Raw genomic sequence first — 20,974 nt, forward strand, 5'->3', positions numbered from 1 at the left:
CTGCTACTTAGCGTAAAAATTGACATAAATAAAAAGGACGAACTACCAGGAGTAATCCGTCCTTTTTATTTATGCAGAAATGACTGCTAGAATATTCTGTATCTGTATTTGATCTTATCTGTATTGTTATACAGTTCCCTGATATTAATAGAAGCCTGTATCTCTTTCACCGCTTCATCTTTCAGATTACGGAATTCCGCCTGCTTGGTGTCAATGGTGTTCTTGTCAGCCAAACCATTATCCTGTGCGATCTTCAGAGAGTTGTTCACTTTACCATAGTAGGAATCCAACAGGGTAAAGTATTCGTTGTACAGATTCTCGAAGCGTTTAGTCTGCAGGATCAGATCTTCTAACTGGTTGTTCACTTCTTTCAGGTTGGGATTCTCACGCAGCAAAGCTTCGTAATCAACCTTCTTGCCTTTAGTATATTTAGTTTCTAAGTCATTGAAGAACGTAACAACTTTGTCTCTTTTGAAGTCAAAGAAGAAATCGTTCATAGTCTCACCCAGAGACTTGTTACCACGTTGAGGCAGCTGGTATTTCAGGGCGCTCGCCGTGAACATAAGGTGATCATACAGGTTGTCCTGCAGGAGATTCAGCTGATCTTTGTTGAAGTTCAGACCATATTCGAATTTCTGGTTCGCATCGTTCAAAGCGGTGTAGTATACAACATATTTGTTCAGCTCTTTCTCGAATTCTTTCAGTGTATTCTGATTGATCTCTTTATTATTCACACTGATGCTATGCAGAAAGTTCATTACTGAGTTAGCAATAGCCAGGGGAGGCGTTAAAGAGGTAAAACTCTGAAAGATGGGGCTGGCAATGATAGATTTGGTAGACTCAACGATCTTACTGTTCTTTTCGTTTTTGTCAGCCTTGCCCTTCAATACTACTTTCTCTACCAGTTCTACGATACGGTCACTCAGGGAGAAGCCCAGCTCTTTACTTTCCGGGTTGTTCAGTGAAGTGATGAATACGTCGAGATTATTGGTAGTCGTACGAGACTTCAGGTCAATGATCTTTTTATTGAGAAGGTAATATGTTTCACTCGCAAATACGATGTTGTTACGGATCAGTTCATACTTGGTAATGTTATCGATCTCACGTCCCTGCAATAAGCCCTGGATAGCGTTTGAATTTTGTTTGTCGCTATCGTTAATGCGTTGCAGTTCCTCCATAATCCTGCGGATAGTAGTGTCCTGCGTTCTTACCTGAGGCATTACCACATTCTTCAGTTCTGAATTTGGATCACCTTTAGATTGTTCGGTCGGCGGCTTAGGTTTCTCTGGTTCCTGTGCCTGTGCATAATGGAAACTTGAAAGTAAAATCAGTAGTAGTGTCAGATATCTCATAGAATTTAAATGCGTGATCTTGACTGATTTAAAAAATGCAAAACACTCACAATAGGATACATTCTTCCCACAAAGCCGACAGTCAGGATGTCCGCTTTCAGTTGCGACCTGTAATTGTTTTTGCATGCAAAAATATTTTGCGTTCTTCAGCAATCCATGAAAATATGGTGCCAAAAAACGAGTTTACACAAAGATAACAATTTATAATAAGTTGAAATTGCCAGTCTTTCAACTACTTTATTACCTTTAGCCGCAAATTACCCACTTTCATGTTAAACAATAAGAAGATAGTGGTAGTATTGCCAGCCTACAACGCCGCTTTAACACTTGAGAAAACCTATAATGAAATTCCTTTTGACATTGTTGACGAAGTCGTATTGGTTGACGACGCCAGTAAAGATGAGACGGTTGCTGTCGGAAAGCAACTGGGGATCAGGCATATCGTCCGCCATGATAATAACAAAGGATATGGCGGAAACCAGAAATCCTGCTACAATAAGGCATTAGAACTGGAAGCCGATATTGTGATTATGTTACATCCTGATTATCAATATACTCCAAAGCTGATTATAGCCATGTGCAGTATCATTGCAAATGATGTATATCCTGTAGTGCTTGGTTCCCGTATTCTTGGAAAAGGTGCGCTGAAAGGAGGGATGCCTATATATAAATACATTGGTAACCTTTTCCTGACATTTGTGCAGAACCTGCTCATTAACCAGAAACTCAGTGAGTATCATACCGGCTACAGGGCATTTTCTGGTACAGTGCTGAAAAACATCAACTTTATGGCCAATGATGACGATTTCATTTTTGATAATGAGATGATTTCTCAGATTTTTATGAAGGGTTATGAAATAGGTGAAGTAACTTGCCCCACCAAATACTTTGAGGACGCCTCGAGTATTAACTTTAAACGCAGCACTATCTACGGTATGGGCGTATTGCGGGTGTCTCTGCAACATCGCCTGCATATGTGGGGATGGGTTAGATCGAAAATTTATAACTGATAAACTGATTAATTATCTTGGGCCTACAGTGGGAATTAGCTAAAAAATACCTGCATTATTATTTCACAGCGGGCAACCGGCATGATGTACATTCTCCCTTTGTATTTGACCTTGTGGAGAAAGTGTTACGGGATAAGAAAAAACCGGCAGTTTTCTGGGAAATTGAACAGCTACGGAAATCTTTATTGCACAGTGCGGAAACCTTGCAGGTTACCGATCTGGGGGCAGGGTCACACACGAATGCAGGAAGGGAACGTAGCGTAAGCGATATTACCCGCCATGCAGCAAAACCGCCTAAATTCGGGCAGCTTTTCTATCGCCTGATACAACACTTCCAACCGGAATACCTGCTTGAATTAGGTACCTCTATGGGGATGTCTACCGCCTATATGGCAAAGGCAGCACCTTCCGCTACTGTGCATACCATTGAAGGATGTCCTAATATTGCTGCGCGTGCCGGTACCAATTTTAAGGCTTTACAGCTGCAGAATGTCAAACAGCATGTGGGAAACTTTGATACGGTGTTACCAGCTCTGCTGAAAGAATTGCCCCGGCTGGACTATGTGTATATTGATGGGAATCATCGCTCAGTACCTACATTGAATTATTTTGAGCAGTGCCTGACTAAAGTACATGACGGGTCGCTATTCATCTTTGATGATATTCACTGGACGCCTGATATGGAGGCTGCATGGCATATTATCCAGCAACATCCAAAGGTGACTTTTACGGTAGATCTGTTCTTCATCGGGTTGGTATTTTTCCGCCCGGATATGAAGGTGAAACAGCATTTTATACTGAAGTATTAACGTTGTCAACTATTTTAAATAAGAGGTTCCGGATGAAATGTATGTTTTATCCGGAATCTCTATTTTTGTATACATCCAAACATTCCATTATGAAAATATTCCGAGCCCTGATTGTACTACTGACAGTACAGTTTTCCTGCCTGTATGCAGGTGCGCAGACAAACCCTGATTTCAGCGCTTATAGTTACGAAACGTTCATACATAATGGCGATACATTGCGTTACCGCATGTTAGAGCCGGAGGGGTATGATTCGCAGAAGCCTTATCCCCTGATCGTATTTCTGCATGGTTCCGGCGAGAGGGGTACTGATAATGCTGCTCAGTTGCTGCATGGCGGTAGCTTGTTCCTGAAGGATTCCCTGCGTCAGCGGTTCCCTACCTTTGTTATATTCCCGCAGTGTCCACCGGATTCGATGTGGGCGTCAATGAAAGTGACCAGGGATAGTACGGGGAAGGCAATAAAACGGGAGTTCTCAGATGGTACCGACAGACAGTCAACGCCGGGATTGCTGGTGAAACTGCTGGTGGACAGCCTGGTGAAGACGGAGAAAGTGAACAGTAAGCAGGTATATCTCGGCGGATTATCCCTGGGAGGTATAGGAACCTACGATATGTTGGCCCGTTATCCGAAGATGTGGGCAGCAGCTTTCCCGATTTGCGGAATAGGGAATGTCAGCACTGCAGCGAAATTCTCAAAAGTACCTTTATGGATTTTTCACGGAGATGCAGATAATGCAGTACCTGTTTCAGGCTCAAGGGATTATGTGGCAGCGTTGAGAAAACTGAAGGCGGATGTAAAATATTCCGAATATCCGGGTGTGGGGCATAACAGCTGGGATAATGCTTTTGCTGAACCTGACTTGTTGCCCTGGCTCTTTTCTCACAAGAAGAAATAATACCTGAAGGGTGGCTTTGACATGCCTTTACTATGGCTTTGACATGCCTTTGAGGTGGACCTATAAGAAACTAAAAACGCCCCGGCACATGACCGGGGCGTTTTTCCACTCTGCACAGGATTTGAATTGTTAACTATGTATAGACTGTATGGCTGATTTTGCAGCCTCTACGGTCGCGTCGAGATCTTCTATTGTCAGCGCGGTACTGAGGAACCAGCTTTCAAATGCGGAAGGTGGCAGATATATGCCGCGTTCCAGCATAGCGTGAAAGAAATGTTTGAACAACTCATTGTTAGCACCCGAAGCAGCTTCAAAATTAATGATAGGATATTCTGCAAAATGAACACTCATCATAGAGCCCAGATTGTTGACCTGATGAACAATCCCGGCAGCACTCAGTACAGATTGCAATCCTCCGGCCAGATAAGCAGCTTTTTCCGCCAGTTGCCGGTAAATATCCGGGTTTTCGTTCAACGTTTTCAGCAGCGTATAGCCAGCAATCATTGCAATCGGGTTACCACTCAATGTTCCTGCCTGATAAATTTTCCCGGCAGGGGCGATATGTTCCATGATCTCTTTACTTCCGGCGAAGGCGCCCACTGGCATACCTGCGCCAATAATCTTGCCAAAGGTAACCAAATCTGCTTTAATATCGAATAGTTCCTGTGCGCCTCCGCGTGCTAATCTGAAACCTGTCATCACTTCGTCGAAGATCAGGAGGATATTATGTTCATCACAGAGATTGCGCAGGCCCTGTAAAAAGCCCTCCTGTGGAAGGATACAGCCCATATTACCGGCAACAGGTTCAACGATGATAGCGGCTATCTGGTCGGGATGTGCTGCTATCAACTTTTCCACAGCCGGTAAATTATTGTAAGGAGCGGTAAGCGTATCGGCTGCGACGGTTTGCGTAACGCCGGGAACAGATTGTATGTCTAAAGTGGCTACTCCGCTACCTGCGCTTACCAGGAAAGAATCTGCATGGCCGTGGTAGTTACCTTCAAATTTGATGAACTTATTGCGGCCGGTGTACCCTCTGGCCAGCCTCAGGGCTGACATACAGGCTTCTGTACCGGAATTCACCATACGTACCTGCTCAATGTTGGGCACCATGCTGATGATCAGCTCTGCGATGCTGATTTCCAGCTCGGTAGGCGCTCCGAAAGAGGTGGAGTAGGTGGCATATTCCTGGATGGCCTTCACTACCGGTTCATAGGCATGTCCCATGATCATCGGCCCCCATGAATTGATGTAATCTATATAGCGGTTCCCGTCCACATCATACATATAAGCGCCTTTAGCGTTTTTCATGAATATGGGTGAGCCGCCCACACCTTTGAATGCGCGAACGGGTGAGTTTACACCGCCTGGAATGAGCTGTTTTGCTCTTTCAAATAATGATCTGCTTTGCGTGTACATGGTGGTAGTGATAAGTATTTTTAACTGAAAAGCATGTGCTGTTGTTTACAATAATCGCACCGCATCTTTTGCAAAATAGGTAGCGATCAGGTCTGCTCCTGCACGTTTGATGCTGGTGAGCGCTTCAATAATGGCCTTTTCTTCGTTGAGCCAGCCCATTTTAGCTGCTGCCTTGATCATGGAATATTCTCCGCTCACATGATAGGCACTTACCGGTACGTGTACATGATCTTTGATCTTCCGGATCACATCCAGGTAATACAACGCTGGTTTTACCATCACAATATCAGCTCCTTCTTCTACATCCATCAGGGTTTCCTTCAATGCCTGATCGCTGTTTGCAAAGTCCAGCTGGTAAGTCTTTTTGTCGCCGAAGCCCGGAGCAGAGTCCAGTGCATCGCGGAAAGGACCGTAGAGGCAGGATGCATATTTGGCGCTGTACGACATAATACCTACTTTATGGAAGCTGTGTTGCTCCAGGATAGTGCGGATGGAAAGAATGCGGCCATCCATTTTATCGCTGGGCGCTACAAAGTCCGCGCCTGCTTCGGCATGGCTGAGACTCATACGGGATAACACTTCCACGGTGATATCGTTCACGATCTCTCCATTCTCAACAATGCCATCATGGCCGTAAGAGGAGTAGGGGTCCAACGCTACGTCGGTCATCACTACTATTTCCGGAACAGCATCTTTGATCGCTTTGATGGCGCGTTGCATCAAACCGTTGGGATTCACTGCCTCCGTACCCTTATTATCTTTCAGTTCATCAGCGCATTTGATGAACAGTAATACACTTTTGATACCCATGCTCCAAAGCTCTTTCACTTCTTTCACGGTGAGGTCCAGTGAATGGCGGAAATAGCCGGGCATTGAAATGATCTCTTCTTTCACATTTTCTCCTTCCACAATGAATAACGGTGCAATAAAGTCGCTGGGCGTCAGTACTGTTTCTGCAACCATCGCACGGATGGCGGGAGAAGTTCTCAATATCCTGTTTCTACGTATCATGATAAATGTGTTTTAATATGTTCAGATGGCCCACTCCCTGGGTTTCAGAAATTCAACCAGTTCAGCTTCCCTGCTGCCGGGTGTGGGATGATAATCATATTCCCAGCGGGCCCGTGGCGGAAGGCTCATCAGAATGGATTCCGTACGTCCGTTGGTTTTCAGGCCGAACAGGGTGCCCCTGTCGTGAATCAGGTTAAACTCCACATAGCGTCCGCGCCTGTATTCCTGCCAGTCTTTGTGGGCTTCAGTATACGGTATATCCTTTGTTTTCTTTACGATGGGCAGATAGGCGGCCAGGAAGGCTTCGCCATTGGCTTTCGCCAGATTGTACAACTGTTCAGCGCTCATTTTTTCACCTGGGCGCTGGTAGTCGTAGAAAATGCCGCCAATACCGCGGGCTTCGTTGTTCCGGTGTTTATTGACAAAATACTCGTCGCAATGCTTTTTGAATGCCGGATAAAGTTCCGTGCCGAAACGATCGCAGGCATTTTTGAATGTCTGATGGAAGTGGATACCATCCTGCTCATCCAGGTAGTAGGGCGTCAGGTCTGCTCCACCGCCAAACCAGGAGTCTTTCAGTGCACCGTTGTCATCGTACAGCTCAAAATAGCGGAAGTTGGCATGTACTGTGGGTACAAAAGGATTTACCGGGTGAATAACAAGGGAGATGCCGCAGGCCATGAACTGTGCCTGGCCTACACCAAATTGTTTCGCCATCAGTTCCGGCAGTTCGCCAGATACGACAGAAGTGTTCACACCGCCTTTTTCGAATACATTACCGTCGGCGATGACACGGGATTTACCACCACCACCGCCGGGACGTTCCCAGATGTCCTCACGGAATCTGGCTTTACCATCAATATCTTCCAGCGCTGTACAGATCTCATTCTGCAGGCGATGTATGAGGGAAATAAAGTTGTCTTTAATGTTCATGGCAGGTTTCCTTTAGAATTCCTTTACGGTCTCAATGAAAGCTTTGGCGTGATCAACAGGCACATTTGGCAGGATGCCATGGCCGAGGTTCGCAATATAGCGATGTTTGCCAAAGCCATTCAGCATTTCCTTTACTGCTTTTTTGATCTCAGGAATAGGCGCCAGCAGTTTGGCCGGATCAAAGTTACCCTGCAGTGTCACGTTATTGCCTGCAAACTGTCTTGCACGGGCAGGCTGGATACACCAGTCAACGCCCAGGCAATTAGCGCCGGTAGCGGCCATTTCTTCCAGTGCAAACCAGGCTCCTTTTGCAAATACAGTAACGGGGCAGACGTCTTTCAATGCAGCCACGATCTGGCGCATGTACCGGAGAGAGAGGGTTTCGAAGTCCTGAGGACTTAATAACCCGCCCCAGGAGTCAAACAGCTGTATGCAATCAGCTCCTGCTTTCACTTGCTCTTTCAGGTAAGCGATGGTAGTATCAGTGATCATCTGCAGCAACTGATGGGCTACTTCCGGTTGCTGATAGCAGAATGCTTTGGCACTATCGAATGTTTTGGAGCCTTTACCCTGCACCATATAACAGAGCAGGGTCCAGGGGGCGCCTGCAAAACCGATCAGGGGAACGGCACCATCCAGTGTTTTCTTTGTTAAGGCGAGCGCTTCAAATACATAGTTGAGAGTGTCCTTTACATCGGGTACACGGAGTTTCTTCAGATCATCCGCACCTTTTACCGGGTCAGGCAGTACGGGACCGATCTTTTCTATCAGCTGTACTTCCATGCCCATGGCCTGTGGAACCACGAGGATATCAGAGAAGATGATGGCCGCGTCTACACCTACCTGGTGTACCGGCATCACAGTGATCTCTGTGGCCAGTTCAGGGTTCATGCAGCGTTCAAAGAAAGAGTATTTCTCCCGCAGTTTGATGTAGTCGGGCAGGTAACGGCCGGCCTGACGCATCATCCATACAGGGACACGTTCTGTTGTTTCTCCGCGTAAGGCTCTCAGTAAAAGGTCATTCTTTAAGGCGCTCATTCTTATCAGTTAATGTTGTTAAAGTGAAATATCGTTGTTCGTACAAGTTGTTCCATAGAGGGGCTTGCACTGGTAATAATCATATTGCTGGTATGTTCCTGCAGGGCCCGGGCAGTAGTAGGACCTATTGAAAAACAGACGGTATGCGGTGGCAGACTGTTGACTGAAAAGAAACTCTCTACGGCGCTGGGACTGAGGAAGAGGATCCCATCATATTCCTGTCCTGTGAGGGCAGGGGTTTCCGTTGTTTCATATACAATCAGTTCTTCTAAGACGATATTGTGTTGCTGTAACAGGTCTGGCAGCTCATCCCTGCGTTTGTCGCCACAAAAGAATACCAACGGGCCTTTCTCTTCATTTCTGATGATCTCTTGCGCCAGCGAGGCAGCGTTAGCTGCGGTGCCGGCTATTTTGTGCCGGATGTCATATTGGTGCTTTAATGCCTCTTGTGTAGCTCCTTCCAGGCAGTATACATTCCATCCGGGGGAGAAGAAACCTCCCTTTTTGAATGCATCAAACTCTTCATCTGTTACTGTTGGAGGGAATGCTGTCCAGGTGCCGTAATAGTATTTTCCGTCCGGGTGCAGGTAATGATCAAGCAGTGCCTGTACTGCATTGGCGCTGGTAAAAACGACAGTTGCCTTTTCCTGGAACAGCTGGTGTATGCGTTGTTTCAGGCTGTCTGTGATCAATGCTTGTGTGCTGATGAATCCCTTAGCCTCGATATCGATATTTTGCGCTGCTGCTATCACGACCAATCGTCGGTCGACCGCTTTAGTGCTTAATATGCGATATCTTTTATTTGATGGCATCCCTGATTTGTGCAACAATTTTATCGCCGCCCTGTGCGAGGATCTTTTCTGCGGCAATTTTACCAATATGGCCGGCATCCTGTAGCGGTGCCTGTTCTGTAATGGTGAACAGCTGCTGGCCATCGAGGCTGCACAGCTCTCCGCTGAAATGTAAGGTCTCCTCATTTACTGTAGCATAAGCACTGATAGGAGTGGTACAGCCACCCATCAGTGTACGCAGAAAGTCGCGCTCTATACGGGTGCAAAGGGCTGTAGCCAGGTCGTTCATTGGTGAACAGGCCTGCTGACAGAAATTATCGTCTTCCCGGCATACAGCTACCACGGCGCCCTGAGCGGGAGCGGGCAGCATCCAGTCCAGCTCTATAGAGGTGGTGGGACGTATGCCTATTCTTTCCAGTCCGGCAGCCGCGAAGATGGCGCCGTCCCAGTTTTCAGCTGCCAGCTTTTGCAGGCGGGTATTCACATTGCCACGCAGGTTATGCAGCTGGTGATGCGGATACTTACGCAGCCACTGAGCTTTACGTCTTACGCTGCTGGTGGCGATATTAGCGATATATCCGGGTTTGTCAAGAAAGGAGGTATCCTGTCTGTATACCAGCAGGTCCTTTACAGGGCCTCTTTCCAGGACTGCAGCCTGTATAATATTTTTAGGTAATTGTGTCGGAACGTCTTTGAGTGAGTGAACGGCAATATCAATACGGCCGTTGAGGAGAGCGATGTCCAGGCTTTTGGTGAAAATACCCTGAACGCCTATTTCGTAAAGTGGAGTGACGAGGTCGATATCTCCCTCGCTTTTGATAGGTACCAGTGTAGTTGTATATCCCTGCGCATCGAGCAGGCCTTTTACCTTATTAGCCTGCCACAGTGCCAGCTGGCTTTCTCTTGTACCTATCCGTATTTCTCTGTTCATGAATTATTCCTGATTAACGCCCGTCTCAAAGATATCATTGATCATGGCGATATATTGATCACTTTTATCTGTTTCCCGGCGTACCTTTCCAGCCATCAGGTTGATCATCTTCTGGATGATACGTGAAGATACTGCTTCAATATCTTCGAGATTGTACTGGTTGCCGTTCTTCTGTTGTTGTATTTCCTTGGTATGTATCTCCGTCAGCTTATCTTTCACCGCTTTCAGCACCACAGCATGTTTACGCATTTTGTACCAGTAGAGGAACTCGTTCATGTGTTCTTCAATAATGGCTAATGCTTTAGGCACTTCCTGCAGGCGCATCTGTAATGTCTCATCCTGTATCCTGGACAGTTCATCCACATTTACCAGTTCAATATGCGGCAAATCCTTTACTTCAGGCGCTACGTTGAAAGGGATAGACAGGTCGATGATCAGTTTAGGAGAGGACTGCTGAAAGTGCGCAGGTAAGATGTTTGGTTCCGGTGCATTGGAAGCTACCAGAATGATATCAGCCGCCTGTAATTCTTCTGCCAGCTGTTCATATGGCGCATAACGGAGGCCATGCTGTGCTGCAAATTCCTCTGCTACTGAGGTAGTCCGGTTCACGAGCGTTACCTGGTTTACGCCCAGATAGTCCATCATGTTCTTGCAGGTGTTGCGTCCTATTTTGCCGACGCCCACCAGCAGGATCTTTTTATGAAGGATGTCAGGCACTTTATGTTCCAGTAAACGTACAGCAGCAAAAGCTACTGATACGGTGCCGGAGCTGAGGCCTGTTTCATTCTTGATGAGTTTAGATACCTGCAGGACGCTGTTGACCAGCCTTTCCTGGAAACCGCCAAAGCATCCATTCGCTTTAGCGAATTTAGTAGCGGTACGTATCTGGCCAATGATTTCATAATCGCCAAGGATCTGTGAATCAAGTCCTGTTCCTACCTGGTATAGGTGTTTAATGGCATCTTCGCCGGATTTCACGTACGACAACTGACTGAACATGTTACAATCTCCTTCGGTTTCATGACACACAAGTTCTATCAGCTGTTGTGGATCATCGGCAAACCCGTAGATCTCAGTTCTGTTACAAGTTGAGAGTACAAATATATCATCCAGGTCCTGCGACTTAGCACTGTCAATTAAGTGCTGGTATTGTACCTGGTTAATAGCAAACGATCCTCTTATAGCAGCATCTGTTTTCTTATAGTTGATACCAACGATATGAAAATGGGCTATATCTTTTGAATGACTACCCTGCATTTTGTTCTTATAAGCTTCCGGGTGCAAAAATACTCGCATAGACCGCAAGAAAGGGCAACAGGCTGTCATTAGTGTGTCATTTCTACACATGGTAACAAGGCTTGCGGAAAAATGATTTTTGTCAGTTTACACACTGATAGGTGTTATCTATTGCCCTATAACGAATAATTAAATTATTTCAACAATTGTATGACATTTGCAGCTTGGATAAGCTATTACATTTGCAACAATTTAAAGTAAAGGATGGAAGCTAAATCTGATAAAGGAATTATTCTGATGAACCTGGGATCGCCGGATTCTACGGCTGTACCTGATGTTAAGCGTTATCTTAATGAATTTTTGATGGACAAACGGGTGATTGATTATCCGTATCTGTTCCGCTTATTATTGATAAAAGGGATCATCGTGCCTAAACGCGCTCCTAAATCAGCTGAAGCATACAAATCCATCTGGTGGGAAGAAGGCTCTCCATTGATTGTGCTGACAAAACAATTACAAAACGCAGTGCAGCATGATCTGCAGATGCCGGTGGAGATTTCTATGCGTTATGGTAATCCGTCGCAGGAGGCCGCCTATGATAGTCTGCTGAAACAGAACCCTAATCTGAAAGAGGTGATCCTGTTGCCTTTGTACCCACATTATGCCATGTCTTCTTATGAAACAGCGGTAGAACATGCCAAAGCGGTACATAAGAAGAAAGGCTATACATTCAATCTGTCTATCGTTCCTCCTTACTATAATGAACCTGATTATATCAATGCATTAGCAGAAAGTATGCGTCCATATCTGGCACAGGAGTATGATCACCTGTTGTTCAGCTATCATGGCGTACCTGAGAGGCATATACGAAAAGGTGATATCACCGGGAAGCATTGTCTGCAGGTAGAAAATTGTTGTAAGGTAGATTCTCCTGCCCATGAGTTCTGTTATCGTCACCAGGTACATGTGACGTCAGAGCTGGTAGCAGAGAAACTGAATATACCAAGGGAGAAGTGGAGTGTGACTTTCCAGTCCCGTCTGGGAAGGGAAGAGTGGTTGAAACCTTATACTGCCGCTACGTTGGAAGAACTGCCAAAGAAAGGCGTGAAGCGGCTGCTGGTGGCTTGTCCTGCGTTCGTTTCTGATTGTCTTGAAACACTGGAAGAGATAGCCGTGGAAGGTAAGCATACCTTTATCAACAGCGGCGGCGACAGTTTTACGATGATCCCCTGTATGAATGTACATCCTTTATGGGTACAGGCAGTTGTAAAGTGGATGACGAGCCTGCAGTCCTGATCTGAGTTATTATTATACAAATAGCCGTTACCATGAAAACGCAACCCGTTATCATTGCCGGAGCCGGTATTGCCGGTCTAAGCATTGCTTATGAATTACAGCAGAAAGGTATTCCTTACGAGATACTGGAAGCAGGATCTCACGCAGGTGGTGTGATAAAATCATTGCATGTGGATGGATATGAACTGGATGCGGGGCCGAATTCTTTTGCTGCTTCACCGGAAATAATGGCCTATATTGATCAACTGGGATTGCAGGACCAGGTGCTGGAAGCAACTGCTGCAAGCAAGCACCGTTTCCTGGTCAGAAATAATCAACTACACGCGGTATCTCCTCATCCGCTTAAAATACTGAAATCAAACTATATAAGCGGGGGCGCTAAATGGCGTCTGTTTACAGAGAGATTCCGCAAGGCCAATCCTGCTGAGGGTGAGGAATCGGTAAGTTCTTTTGTGAGCCGCCGCTTCGGACGTGAAATCAATGAGTATCTGTTTGAGCCTATTTTGTCGGGTATCTATGCCGGTAATCCTGACCTGATGTCTATCGCAGAGGTATTACCCATGCTGCCGCAGTGGGAAAAGAAGTATGGTAGTGTGACCAAGGGGCTCATGAAGAATATGAAAACGATGGGCGGCCGTAAGATCATTGCTTTTAAAGGCGGTAATGCGGTACTGACAGAAAAGCTGTTATCTCTGCTGACAGGTAAGATAAGACTAAACTGTGCTATAACAGGCGTTGCCCGCGGTGCGTCAGATTATATCGTACAATACAATGAAAATGGTAGTACCGGTATGTTAAACGCCGAACGTATCATCTTTGCTACTCCTGCTTACAGCACCGCCGTTGCTATACAAGGCCTTGATACTTCTCTGGCAGCACAGCTGCATGATATTCCCTATCCACGTATGGGGGTGCTACACCTGGGATTTGGCGCTGAGGCGCAGGGGAAAGCACCGGAAGGTTTTGGCTTCCTTGTGCCGCACGCAGCAGGTAAACATTTTCTGGGAGCGCTTTGTAATACCGCAGTATTCCCGGCGCGCGTACCGGAAGGCAAGACCCTGTTTACCGTTTTCGTTGGAGGCGCTCGTCAGGAACAACTGTTTGATCAGTTAGGGGCAGAGAAGTTGCAGCAGACAGTGGTGAAAGAGCTGATGGAGCTATTAGGATTACAGCAGCCACCCGAAATGCAACGTTTCAGCCAGTGGAACAGGGCTATACCACAATTGAATGTGGGGTATGCGCAGATAAGACAACAAATACGCTTTTTTGAGCAACGCTATCCGGGGATAAGACTGGCGGGGAATTATGTGACAGGCGTGGCTGTGCCGGCGATTATACAGGCGGCAAAGGGGTATAGTTGAGAAAGCCCTTTAAAGCCTGTTCGTTGCTGCCACATATCTGAATACCCCTATTTAGCTCTAATTAAGAACATCCGACCAGGATATTTTATATTCCCTGCCCGCGCATCGCATTCCTGCACCGAATGGTTTTGACAATCCGGCCAGAACTACCAGGCACATCAAATAGACTACACAAGCTAATAACTTTCTGCAGCGTTCTGACAGCTGTCTGTCGGCTTACTGTCGGTTTACCATCGGCCTGGAGTCGGCTTTTCATTAGAGTACTAATATTGCATCAAGAGGCTATTTAGAGGGCACCTATATATCAAAGGGATATTGAAGTGACCTCTAAATACTATTGTGATGCCCGGTTGCATAACTATTTTTGTATTAGTCGCACTAAGACAACAAGCTTTTTGTATTGACAACCTCAGACCCTTTTTATGGCCATTGTTAAAGACAATATTCTCATGCAGCTTGTGCGGAGTGCCCTTTGGCAAACAATTCACTATCTACGAACGGAATGGTAAGACATATTACGCAGAGCACGCCTGCATTGGCACGCTTTTCCGTTGCATATTCATATGGCAGCAGGTAAAATACATATAGGCACATCGGGATGGAGTTATAAACACTGGAGAGAGATATTTTATCCAGCAGAATTGAAGCCAACAGACTACCTCGCTTATTATGCTGATCATTTTCAGACCACTGAGATCAATACCAGCTTCTACCATCTGCCAAGACCATCTACCATTCAAAAGTGGACGGAAACTGTCAATGCCCGATTCCGTTTTTGTCCCAAGATCAGCCGCTTCATTACGCATATCAAGAAGCTGAATGACCCGGAAGAAACCCTGCCTAAGTTCTTCGATATTTTTGACCCGGTGCATAAACATCTGGGGCCTGTGCTGTTACAGCTGCCGCCGAATCTGGGATTCAATGAAGAGAAAGTCGCCCACTTTTTTGAAACACTTAAGACATATAAAGGGTACACATTTGCCCTGGAACCTCGTCATGATACCTGGCTGGAGGATGCAGCTATTGCATTGCTGGAGAAATACAAAATCGCGTTCGTAATTGCGGAGTCAGGGAAGCGGTGGCCATATGGAGAATTTGTAACAGCGAAACACATTTATGTGAGATTTCATGGTCCGGATGGTTCTTATGCCAAGTCTTACTCTGATAAGGTAATGAAGCAATATGCAGAAAAGATGCTGGCGTGGCAGGAGGAAGGGCATACCATTTGGGTATTTTTTAATAATGATGTGCATGGATATGCGATTGAGAATGCGAAGACATTGATTGAACTGACAAAACCATAAAAATATGAAGACAGCAACAAAAAAGCCTGCGGCAAAAAAAGTGACAAAGCGGGGAACTGCTGTACCCAAAAACCTGGTAAAGAAAAGCCCGGCGGCTCAGAAAAAAGCTGTAAAGGAAGATCTATCCAAAACATATAACGAGTTCAAGGAGTTTGAAGGACAGCAGTATACAGGTATGAAAATAGGGCGGAGCCATAAATGGAATTATGATGCGGGCGTCTGGAGAGAGACGAAGATCACACCCGACTTGTGGGAGATCTCTTACGCCGTAACCAAACGCAGGGCAGGACATGCACCGGAAGGATCAGGAGTGCCTGTAGGAACAGAGTATCACTGGTACATCATGGCGCATCAGAATGTCCGCAAATTGAATGCAAATGACTATACAACATCCCTGGCAGGTCTGAAGTTAAAGCTGGCACATAAACGGGCAGATAAAGAGAAATGGAGCCTTTCGGGAAAAACACAACGGAAGCACCTCATTGAATTTCTGCAGGAAATGATCGCTCAGCTGGAAAAGGAACCTGCTCCACTTGATTTTACATACAACGAAAACCATTATCTTGGTGAAGCAATTCCTATTGGACAAACTTGTCATGACGGACTTTGCGAGGAGTATGATATTATTCTCAATGATGCCAGTATGGGTATTATCAGGCGAATGAAGAAAGGATGGAAGATAGATGGTGTTGAAGACAAGAAATTTGTTGGTGCGATAGGAGACGCAATAGTTGAATCATCAAACAAATAACTATAACATATGCCGGAATTACCAGATCTGCAGATATTCAGCCATAACCTTGATAAGAAACTGGGAGGGAAGGTTGTGAAGGACGTGGTATTAGAGAGTACAAAAAAAGCAAAGGATTCACCTGCTGCTTTTAAGAAAGCCCTTAAAGGAGAAGAGCTGGATAAAGTGTACCGGGAAGGGAAGGAACTGCGCTTCAGATTTAAAAATGATGTGGTGCTGGGGATACACCTCATGTTGCATGGCAAACTTTATTTCTTTGAAGAAAAGAATACCAATAAAAATACCATCCTCGAATTGTTGTTTGAGGACGGAACAGGACTTGCACTGACCGACTACCAGGGGCTTGCAGTGCCTACATTGAATCCTGAAGAGGCAGATGTTCCGGATGCCCTGTCGGACGACTTAACAGTGAAATACCTGGAAGAGCAGTTGGGCAAGAAGAAAACTGCTGTTAAAAAGATATTACTGGATCAACATATCATTCGCGGTATAGGAAACGCCTATGCGGACGAGATCTTGTGGGAAGCCGGCATCTCGCCGTTTTCTATCAGCAATAAGATACCTGCGGCAAAGATCAAGGCCTTGCATCGTGCTATACCCAAGGTATTGAAGGATGCAGAGAAGAATATCCGCAAAGAGCACCCTGACATCATTGCAGGAGAGATACGGGATTTCTTAAAGATACATCAACCCAGAGAAACCCATAGTCCTACGGGAGGTGTAATATCGCAGAAGGAACTGAACAGCCGGAAGACCTATTACACCGATGAGCAGGAGTTATTTGAATAAAGCGTATATTCACATACCGGTATATTGAATGTTTACAGGAGTGTTGAAACTACAACATTAATAGCCGAATAGCATTACTGTGATGACTGGAAGAAGTGCTGTCTTTATTCAACAGTATTTAATTCATTGTTATGGCTGAAACACAAAATGCTTCTCCCACAGCCTCCCGGCCTCCTTATAAAGACAATGATGGCAACGAAATAACTCCCATAGGAAAAGCATTTGCAGGATTACTTATCATCTTTTTTACATTTTTTAGTGCGTTCTATCTTGTTGGCCATTGGCCGGATAGGATACCCGGACCAAAGGATAATACTACATCACTTTATACCTTCAGGTGGTTTCATGTCCGGCTTATCGACAGCCTGGTGGATACCAGCGTGCGCAGGCAGGCAGTGCCTCCCGCAGTAAAAGGTGAAATAGATAGTACGCAGGCAAAGTCAGACAGTGCTGCTGGCGCCATGAGTCCACCGGTAGGAGATATGCCGCCACCTGCACAGGAAACTGCAGCTCCGGTCGTATATGCAGGAAGCAGCGATAATCTGATACATATCAATACGCTGCTGCTCATCATGGTAGGTGTAGCGGGATTTCTGGGTAGTATGATCCATCTTTCAGCTTCTTTCACCAGTTATATAGGCGCAGGAAAATTCCGGAAAAGCTGGATACTCTGGTATTGCGTGAAACCCTTCACTGCGGCGGCACTGGCAATAGCTGTCTATTTCGTTTTCCGCGGAGGATTCCTGAACATGAGTGACGACAGTTCGAACATCAATATTTATGGTTTGATGACTATTTCGATACTATCAGGTTTGTTTACTGACCGTACCACGCTTAAGTTAAAAGAGGTATTTGAAGTGCTGTTCCGGCCCAAAGATGATCGTCCTGACCAGCTGAAGAATGGTGGATTAAAGGTAACTGCCGTGGAGGCAGCACCCCTGGAAGCAGGGCAATCAACAGTTATTACGCTGCGAGGGGAAAAGATGGATGAAGGAAAAGTAGATATTTCAGTCGGAGATGATGTCATACAAAATATAGAGCGCAAGCCGGATAGTATCAGTTTTGCGTATACGTTGCCGGAGACACTTAAAGGCCAGGATACGGTACTACTTTCGGTGAAACCTGAAAACGCTGTTACGGGCAATAGTTATCCTTTAAAAATAAAAGCTGTATCTGCAGACTAACGATACCACAGCTGCTGCTGTTGAAAAAGGCTGACCAGGGTTGATGCTGGTCAGCCTTCTTATTTACGGATAGCGCAATGTAGCTGCTACACTACTCTCAGCCGGCATTTTTTCTTTCTCCAGTATGAATACATCACCATTATGGAGAATCGTCTGTGTTATTGCATTATTCAATAAACACTCATCCTTTGGTTGTTCGGTTTCATGGATAGCAATTTCATTTGCATTCGCATCAAAGGTCCCCCACACATGGGCACCTTTTTGGACGAACAGGCTATCTACCTGGCCATAATAGGTAGCCGGAATCACATCATCAGGTATGGATGAGGTTAGTGCGCCGGCAGAGCCATTGTAATATCTTTCCAATGCAGTTTGCTGTCTTTTGTCGAAATACGGCTGCATCTTTTCTCTTGCCTGTTTATAGATATTCACTGGTTTTTCATGTTCAAAATTACCTGTCAGGGTTTCTTCCGCAATATGCTGATAGCGGGAGATTTTCCGGTAGATGGGTTGCAGGTAATCTACGGCTGCCAGCATCAGTGGAATATGTTTATCGTGCAGCACTTCCTTCCAGATGGTCTTATCCACTTCCTCCAGGTAAATGGCGATATCTGTTTTGTGATCAGGGTTAGAGTTCATCCCGTGATAGTTGGCGCCCTCTCCGCCGCCGGAACTTCCTGTACGGAACAACAGCTGGTTTCCTTTTTCTTCAAAATGTATAACATCAGCCATACCATCGGGCATGCCTTCCACAGTTATTTCCTGCATCCCAAATGCATCAGCAAGGAATAGCTTTGCATTGTGCTTGCTGAAGGCCAGAAGATAGAATTGTTCATTGCTGGTCATAACAGGCATCAGCGGAGTTAGCATGAACGAATTGTTGCAGTATACCTGTTCCTGAACCGATATCGGAAGCTGCAGGTAACGGAATGAATTTTCTGTGATGAAACAGGCTAATCCTTCCTGTTGATTGAGCCAGAATTGGTCGTCCCTTAGTAACTCATATCCTGGTTGCAGCATTTGTTGTATTAATGATGGATCTGTCTTCTTCTCTTCAAGCAGTTTCTGCGATTTCTGCAGCATGTTTTTGAATACAATAATATCCTGTTGCTCATTCACTTCCTTACCTGAGGAATGGGTAGGAAGATAGATTGACAGGCATACAGCGCCTTTCTGAGCAGCCAGATCGGCAAATATTTCTTTGTCAGGTCTGCCGGATATTCGCTGGGAGTTAACGACCGGGTGTTCCTTATCATAGGTTTCCTCGACGGTTTTATCTGCGGGCGCTTCGCGGACATTTTGTTGTTGCACCGCCTTTTTAGCTGTATCCCTGTTCGGATGCCGCATATGCACAGCAGGTTGCAGTTCATCCGGTCCCATAGTGTATTTATCGGTCATTGCAAGATCAGACTCCAGCTCATCCGGCGAAATAGACCTTCTTAATCCCAGACCTTCTTTTCCATTACCAGAAGGTTTCCCTTTAATTGGCGTAAATTTTCCCTTTTGATCTTTTGGCATAATATATAAGTTTAAATTTCCGCTAAATCAAACTCAGCCTGAATAAGGACTGATACTATTTTGAGCACACCAATATCCTGCCAAGCGTGTCCTGCTGAGTCTAAGAGGAGTTTTTGTTCAACTTGCCGTTATACGTTATATTTAGAAAAACTACCGTAAATTCAGTTTATAAATTCCATTAGATGATTGCAGGCGTCCTAAAAGAACAGCCAGGAGAAAACAGGGTTTCTTTAGTGCCGGAGATTGTTAAGCAGTTAGGAAAACAGGGAGTGACGGTTTGGATAGAGCCGGATGCCGGAACCCGGGCATATTATCCTGATGAATCCTATGTACAGGCAGGCGCCGTTATAAAGCCTGCCACTGAAATCCTGCAACAGGCAGATATCATCCTCAGCATTCAGATCCCTGATGAGCAATCCTGGAAGTCCATACCAGCCGGGAAAGTGTTGACCGGCATCTACCAGCCATTTAGCAATACTGCAACCATGCAGCAATGGGCCGACAGGCAGTTGACTACTTTCAGTCTTGACAGTATACCCCGTACCACCCGTGCACAGAGCATGGATGTGCTGAGTTCACAGGCGAATATTGCAGGTTATAAGGCTGTATTGCTGGCGGCATGGAGTTATAGCCGTTATTTGCCCATGTTCATGACAGCAGCGGGTAGTATTGCCCCGGCAAAGGTGTTGATATTGGGAGCCGGTGTGGCCGGATTACAGGCCATTGCTACGGCCAGACGTCTCGGCGCCGTGGTGGAGGTATTTGATACCCGGCCAGCCGTAAAGGAAGAGGTGATGAGCCTGGGCGCCAGATTTATTGAAGTAGAGGGGGCGGCAGATGCATCCGCCGCAGGCGGGTACGCCGTGGAGCAAACGGAAGTATATAGACAGCGGCAGCAGGAAAAGATCGCGGAAAGCATTGCCAAATCTGATATCGTTATTACAACGGCACAAATACCCGGTAAAAAAGCACCTCTCCTCATCACTGCAGATATGCTGGACAGAATGAGACCCGGAGCAGTGATCGTTGACCTGGCAGCAGCTACCGGTGGTAATACAGCGTTTACGGAAAATGACAAGACGGTTGTGCATAAAGGCATTACCATTATCGGTGATTCCAATCTACCTTCTTCCATGCCCTCAGATGCCAGTAAATTGTATGCAAAGAATATTTTTAATTTTTTGCAGTTACTGGTAAAAGACGGCGACCTGGTATTGAATTTTTCTGATGATATCGTGCAGGGCGCCTGTATCACCCATAGCGGTGGTATTACAAATGAACGGCTCAGACAAGCGGATAGTGTGAAATTATAAGGCTGTTCACCTATTACTGAAATCAATTATCC

At 45.8% G+C, this 20,974-nt stretch carries 19 protein-coding genes; 10 read left to right on the forward strand and 9 right to left on the reverse strand.

Translation table 11 applies throughout. From position 1 onward, the window contains the following. Nucleotides 1–86: 86 nt before the first annotated feature. The gene (locus BLR32_RS22085) at nucleotides 87–1,352 is read right to left on the reverse strand and encodes a hypothetical protein (RefSeq protein ID WP_089835019.1); all 1,266 of its coding nucleotides are present in this window, start codon (nucleotides 1,350–1,352) and stop codon (nucleotides 87–89) included. A gap of 269 nt (nucleotides 1,353–1,621) precedes the next feature. Here BLR32_RS22085 and BLR32_RS22090 point away from each other — a divergent pair, with 269 nt between their 5' ends. The 3 genes from BLR32_RS22090 (at nucleotide 1,622) to BLR32_RS22100 (ending at nucleotide 4,067) form a co-directional block, all read left to right on the forward strand. Then, nucleotides 1,622–2,362: a glycosyltransferase family 2 protein gene (locus BLR32_RS22090; RefSeq protein WP_089835020.1), complete on the forward strand. Its 741-nt coding sequence runs from the start codon at nucleotides 1,622–1,624 to the stop codon at nucleotides 2,360–2,362. A 17-nt stretch (nucleotides 2,363–2,379) separates the two neighbouring features. After that, nucleotides 2,380–3,171, forward strand: a complete 792-nt coding sequence (locus tag BLR32_RS22095; RefSeq protein ID WP_089835021.1) for an O-methyltransferase — start codon at nucleotides 2,380–2,382, stop codon at nucleotides 3,169–3,171. Between the two features lie 89 nt (nucleotides 3,172–3,260). After that, nucleotides 3,261–4,067 (forward strand): carboxylesterase family protein, encoded by an 807-nt coding sequence (locus BLR32_RS22100; protein ID WP_089835022.1) that lies wholly within the window; start codon nucleotides 3,261–3,263, stop codon nucleotides 4,065–4,067. Nucleotides 4,068–4,196: 129 nt separating this feature from the next. Here BLR32_RS22100 and hemL read toward each other — a convergent pair whose 3' ends face one another. The 7 genes from hemL to hemA are packed head-to-tail and all read right to left on the reverse strand — an operon-like array spanning nucleotide 4,197 to nucleotide 11,486. Then, the gene (gene hemL, locus BLR32_RS22105) at nucleotides 4,197–5,486 is read right to left on the reverse strand and encodes a glutamate-1-semialdehyde 2,1-aminomutase (RefSeq protein WP_089835023.1); all 1,290 of its coding nucleotides are present in this window, start codon (nucleotides 5,484–5,486) and stop codon (nucleotides 4,197–4,199) included. A 45-nt stretch (nucleotides 5,487–5,531) separates the two neighbouring features. Beyond that, nucleotides 5,532–6,497, reverse strand: coding sequence for a porphobilinogen synthase (gene hemB, locus BLR32_RS22110; RefSeq protein WP_089835024.1), 966 nt, complete (start codon nucleotides 6,495–6,497; stop codon nucleotides 5,532–5,534). A gap of 21 nt (nucleotides 6,498–6,518) precedes the next feature. Next, nucleotides 6,519–7,430, reverse strand: coding sequence for an oxygen-dependent coproporphyrinogen oxidase (gene hemF / locus BLR32_RS22115; RefSeq protein WP_089835025.1), 912 nt, complete (start codon nucleotides 7,428–7,430; stop codon nucleotides 6,519–6,521). Nucleotides 7,431–7,442: 12 nt separating this feature from the next. Next, the gene (gene hemE / locus BLR32_RS22120; RefSeq protein WP_089835026.1) at nucleotides 7,443–8,468 is read right to left on the reverse strand and encodes a uroporphyrinogen decarboxylase; all 1,026 of its coding nucleotides are present in this window, start codon (nucleotides 8,466–8,468) and stop codon (nucleotides 7,443–7,445) included. A gap of 5 nt (nucleotides 8,469–8,473) precedes the next feature. After that, on the reverse strand, nucleotides 8,474–9,280 hold the full coding sequence (locus BLR32_RS22125) for a uroporphyrinogen-III synthase (protein WP_176842384.1): 807 nt from the start codon (nucleotides 9,278–9,280) through the stop codon (nucleotides 8,474–8,476). Further along, nucleotides 9,267–10,190: a hydroxymethylbilane synthase gene (gene hemC, locus BLR32_RS22130; RefSeq protein ID WP_089835028.1), complete on the reverse strand. Its 924-nt coding sequence runs from the start codon at nucleotides 10,188–10,190 to the stop codon at nucleotides 9,267–9,269. Before hemC ends, BLR32_RS22125 begins: the two co-directional genes overlap by 14 nt. A gap of 3 nt (nucleotides 10,191–10,193) precedes the next feature. Then, nucleotides 10,194–11,486 carry a glutamyl-tRNA reductase gene (gene hemA, locus BLR32_RS22135; RefSeq protein WP_245705498.1) on the reverse strand — a complete coding sequence of 431 codons (1,293 nt, stop codon included), beginning with the start codon at nucleotides 11,484–11,486 and terminating at the stop codon, nucleotides 10,194–10,196. Between the two features lie 204 nt (nucleotides 11,487–11,690). Here hemA and hemH point away from each other — a divergent pair, with 204 nt between their 5' ends. The 6 genes from hemH (at nucleotide 11,691) to BLR32_RS22165 (ending at nucleotide 18,111) form a co-directional block, all read left to right on the forward strand. Next, nucleotides 11,691–12,722, forward strand: a complete 1,032-nt coding sequence (hemH, locus tag BLR32_RS22140; protein ID WP_089835030.1) for a ferrochelatase — start codon at nucleotides 11,691–11,693, stop codon at nucleotides 12,720–12,722. Between the two features lie 32 nt (nucleotides 12,723–12,754). Further along, the gene (hemG, locus tag BLR32_RS22145; RefSeq protein ID WP_089835031.1) at nucleotides 12,755–14,083 is read left to right on the forward strand and encodes a protoporphyrinogen oxidase; all 1,329 of its coding nucleotides are present in this window, start codon (nucleotides 12,755–12,757) and stop codon (nucleotides 14,081–14,083) included. 563 nt (nucleotides 14,084–14,646) lie between these two features. Then, nucleotides 14,647–15,387: a DUF72 domain-containing protein gene (locus BLR32_RS22150; protein ID WP_089835032.1), complete on the forward strand. Its 741-nt coding sequence runs from the start codon at nucleotides 14,647–14,649 to the stop codon at nucleotides 15,385–15,387. A 4-nt stretch (nucleotides 15,388–15,391) separates the two neighbouring features. Then, nucleotides 15,392–16,138, forward strand: coding sequence for a hypothetical protein (locus tag BLR32_RS22155; RefSeq protein WP_089835033.1), 747 nt, complete (start codon nucleotides 15,392–15,394; stop codon nucleotides 16,136–16,138). A 9-nt stretch (nucleotides 16,139–16,147) separates the two neighbouring features. After that, nucleotides 16,148–16,927, forward strand: a complete 780-nt coding sequence (locus BLR32_RS22160) for an Fpg/Nei family DNA glycosylase (RefSeq protein ID WP_089835034.1) — start codon at nucleotides 16,148–16,150, stop codon at nucleotides 16,925–16,927. Nucleotides 16,928–17,058: 131 nt separating this feature from the next. After that, nucleotides 17,059–18,111, forward strand: a complete 1,053-nt coding sequence (locus BLR32_RS22165; protein ID WP_089835035.1) for a hypothetical protein — start codon at nucleotides 17,059–17,061, stop codon at nucleotides 18,109–18,111. A gap of 63 nt (nucleotides 18,112–18,174) precedes the next feature. Here BLR32_RS22165 and BLR32_RS22170 read toward each other — a convergent pair whose 3' ends face one another. Next, on the reverse strand, nucleotides 18,175–19,629 hold the full coding sequence (locus tag BLR32_RS22170; protein WP_089835036.1) for a baeRF7 domain-containing protein: 1,455 nt from the start codon (nucleotides 19,627–19,629) through the stop codon (nucleotides 18,175–18,177). A gap of 182 nt (nucleotides 19,630–19,811) precedes the next feature. Here BLR32_RS22170 and BLR32_RS22175 point away from each other — a divergent pair, with 182 nt between their 5' ends. Then, nucleotides 19,812–20,942 (forward strand): Re/Si-specific NAD(P)(+) transhydrogenase subunit alpha, encoded by a 1,131-nt coding sequence (locus tag BLR32_RS22175; protein ID WP_089835037.1) that lies wholly within the window; start codon nucleotides 19,812–19,814, stop codon nucleotides 20,940–20,942. The last annotated feature ends 32 nt before the right edge of the window (nucleotides 20,943–20,974 follow it).

It is taken from the genome of Chitinophaga filiformis, from assembly GCF_900102545.1.
In the GTDB taxonomy this organism is placed as follows: Bacteria; Bacteroidota; Bacteroidia; order Chitinophagales; family Chitinophagaceae; genus Chitinophaga; species Chitinophaga filiformis.

What these genes read in the sequence shown, in the direction of transcription:
- BLR32_RS22085 (WP_089835019.1), bottom strand. Translation starts at nt 1,352, where the DNA reads ATGAGATATCTGACACTACTACTGATTTTACTTTCAAGTTTCCATTAT.
- BLR32_RS22090 (WP_089835020.1), top strand. Translation starts at nt 1,622, where the DNA reads ATGTTAAACAATAAGAAGATAGTGGTAGTATTGCCAGCCTACAACGCC.
- BLR32_RS22100 (WP_089835022.1), top strand. Translation starts at nt 3,261, where the DNA reads ATGAAAATATTCCGAGCCCTGATTGTACTACTGACAGTACAGTTTTCC.
- hemL (WP_089835023.1), bottom strand. Translation starts at nt 5,486, where the DNA reads ATGTACACGCAAAGCAGATCATTATTTGAAAGAGCAAAACAGCTCATT.
- hemB (WP_089835024.1), bottom strand. Translation starts at nt 6,497, where the DNA reads ATGATACGTAGAAACAGGATATTGAGAACTTCTCCCGCCATCCGTGCG.
- hemF (WP_089835025.1), bottom strand. Translation starts at nt 7,430, where the DNA reads ATGAACATTAAAGACAACTTTATTTCCCTCATACATCGCCTGCAGAAT.
- hemE (WP_089835026.1), bottom strand. Translation starts at nt 8,468, where the DNA reads ATGAGCGCCTTAAAGAATGACCTTTTACTGAGAGCCTTACGCGGAGAA.
- BLR32_RS22125 (WP_176842384.1), bottom strand. Translation starts at nt 9,280, where the DNA reads ATGCCATCAAATAAAAGATATCGCATATTAAGCACTAAAGCGGTCGAC.
- hemC (WP_089835028.1), bottom strand. Translation starts at nt 10,190, where the DNA reads ATGAACAGAGAAATACGGATAGGTACAAGAGAAAGCCAGCTGGCACTG.
- hemA (WP_245705498.1), bottom strand. Translation starts at nt 11,486, where the DNA reads ATGCGAGTATTTTTGCACCCGGAAGCTTATAAGAACAAAATGCAGGGT.
- hemH (WP_089835030.1), top strand. Translation starts at nt 11,691, where the DNA reads ATGGAAGCTAAATCTGATAAAGGAATTATTCTGATGAACCTGGGATCG.
- hemG (WP_089835031.1), top strand. Translation starts at nt 12,755, where the DNA reads ATGAAAACGCAACCCGTTATCATTGCCGGAGCCGGTATTGCCGGTCTA.
- BLR32_RS22150 (WP_089835032.1), top strand. Translation starts at nt 14,647, where the DNA reads ATGGCAGCAGGTAAAATACATATAGGCACATCGGGATGGAGTTATAAA.
- BLR32_RS22155 (WP_089835033.1), top strand. Translation starts at nt 15,392, where the DNA reads ATGAAGACAGCAACAAAAAAGCCTGCGGCAAAAAAAGTGACAAAGCGG.
- BLR32_RS22160 (WP_089835034.1), top strand. Translation starts at nt 16,148, where the DNA reads ATGCCGGAATTACCAGATCTGCAGATATTCAGCCATAACCTTGATAAG.
- BLR32_RS22165 (WP_089835035.1), top strand. Translation starts at nt 17,059, where the DNA reads ATGGCTGAAACACAAAATGCTTCTCCCACAGCCTCCCGGCCTCCTTAT.
- BLR32_RS22170 (WP_089835036.1), bottom strand. Translation starts at nt 19,629, where the DNA reads ATGCCAAAAGATCAAAAGGGAAAATTTACGCCAATTAAAGGGAAACCT.
- BLR32_RS22175 (WP_089835037.1), top strand. Translation starts at nt 19,812, where the DNA reads ATGATTGCAGGCGTCCTAAAAGAACAGCCAGGAGAAAACAGGGTTTCT.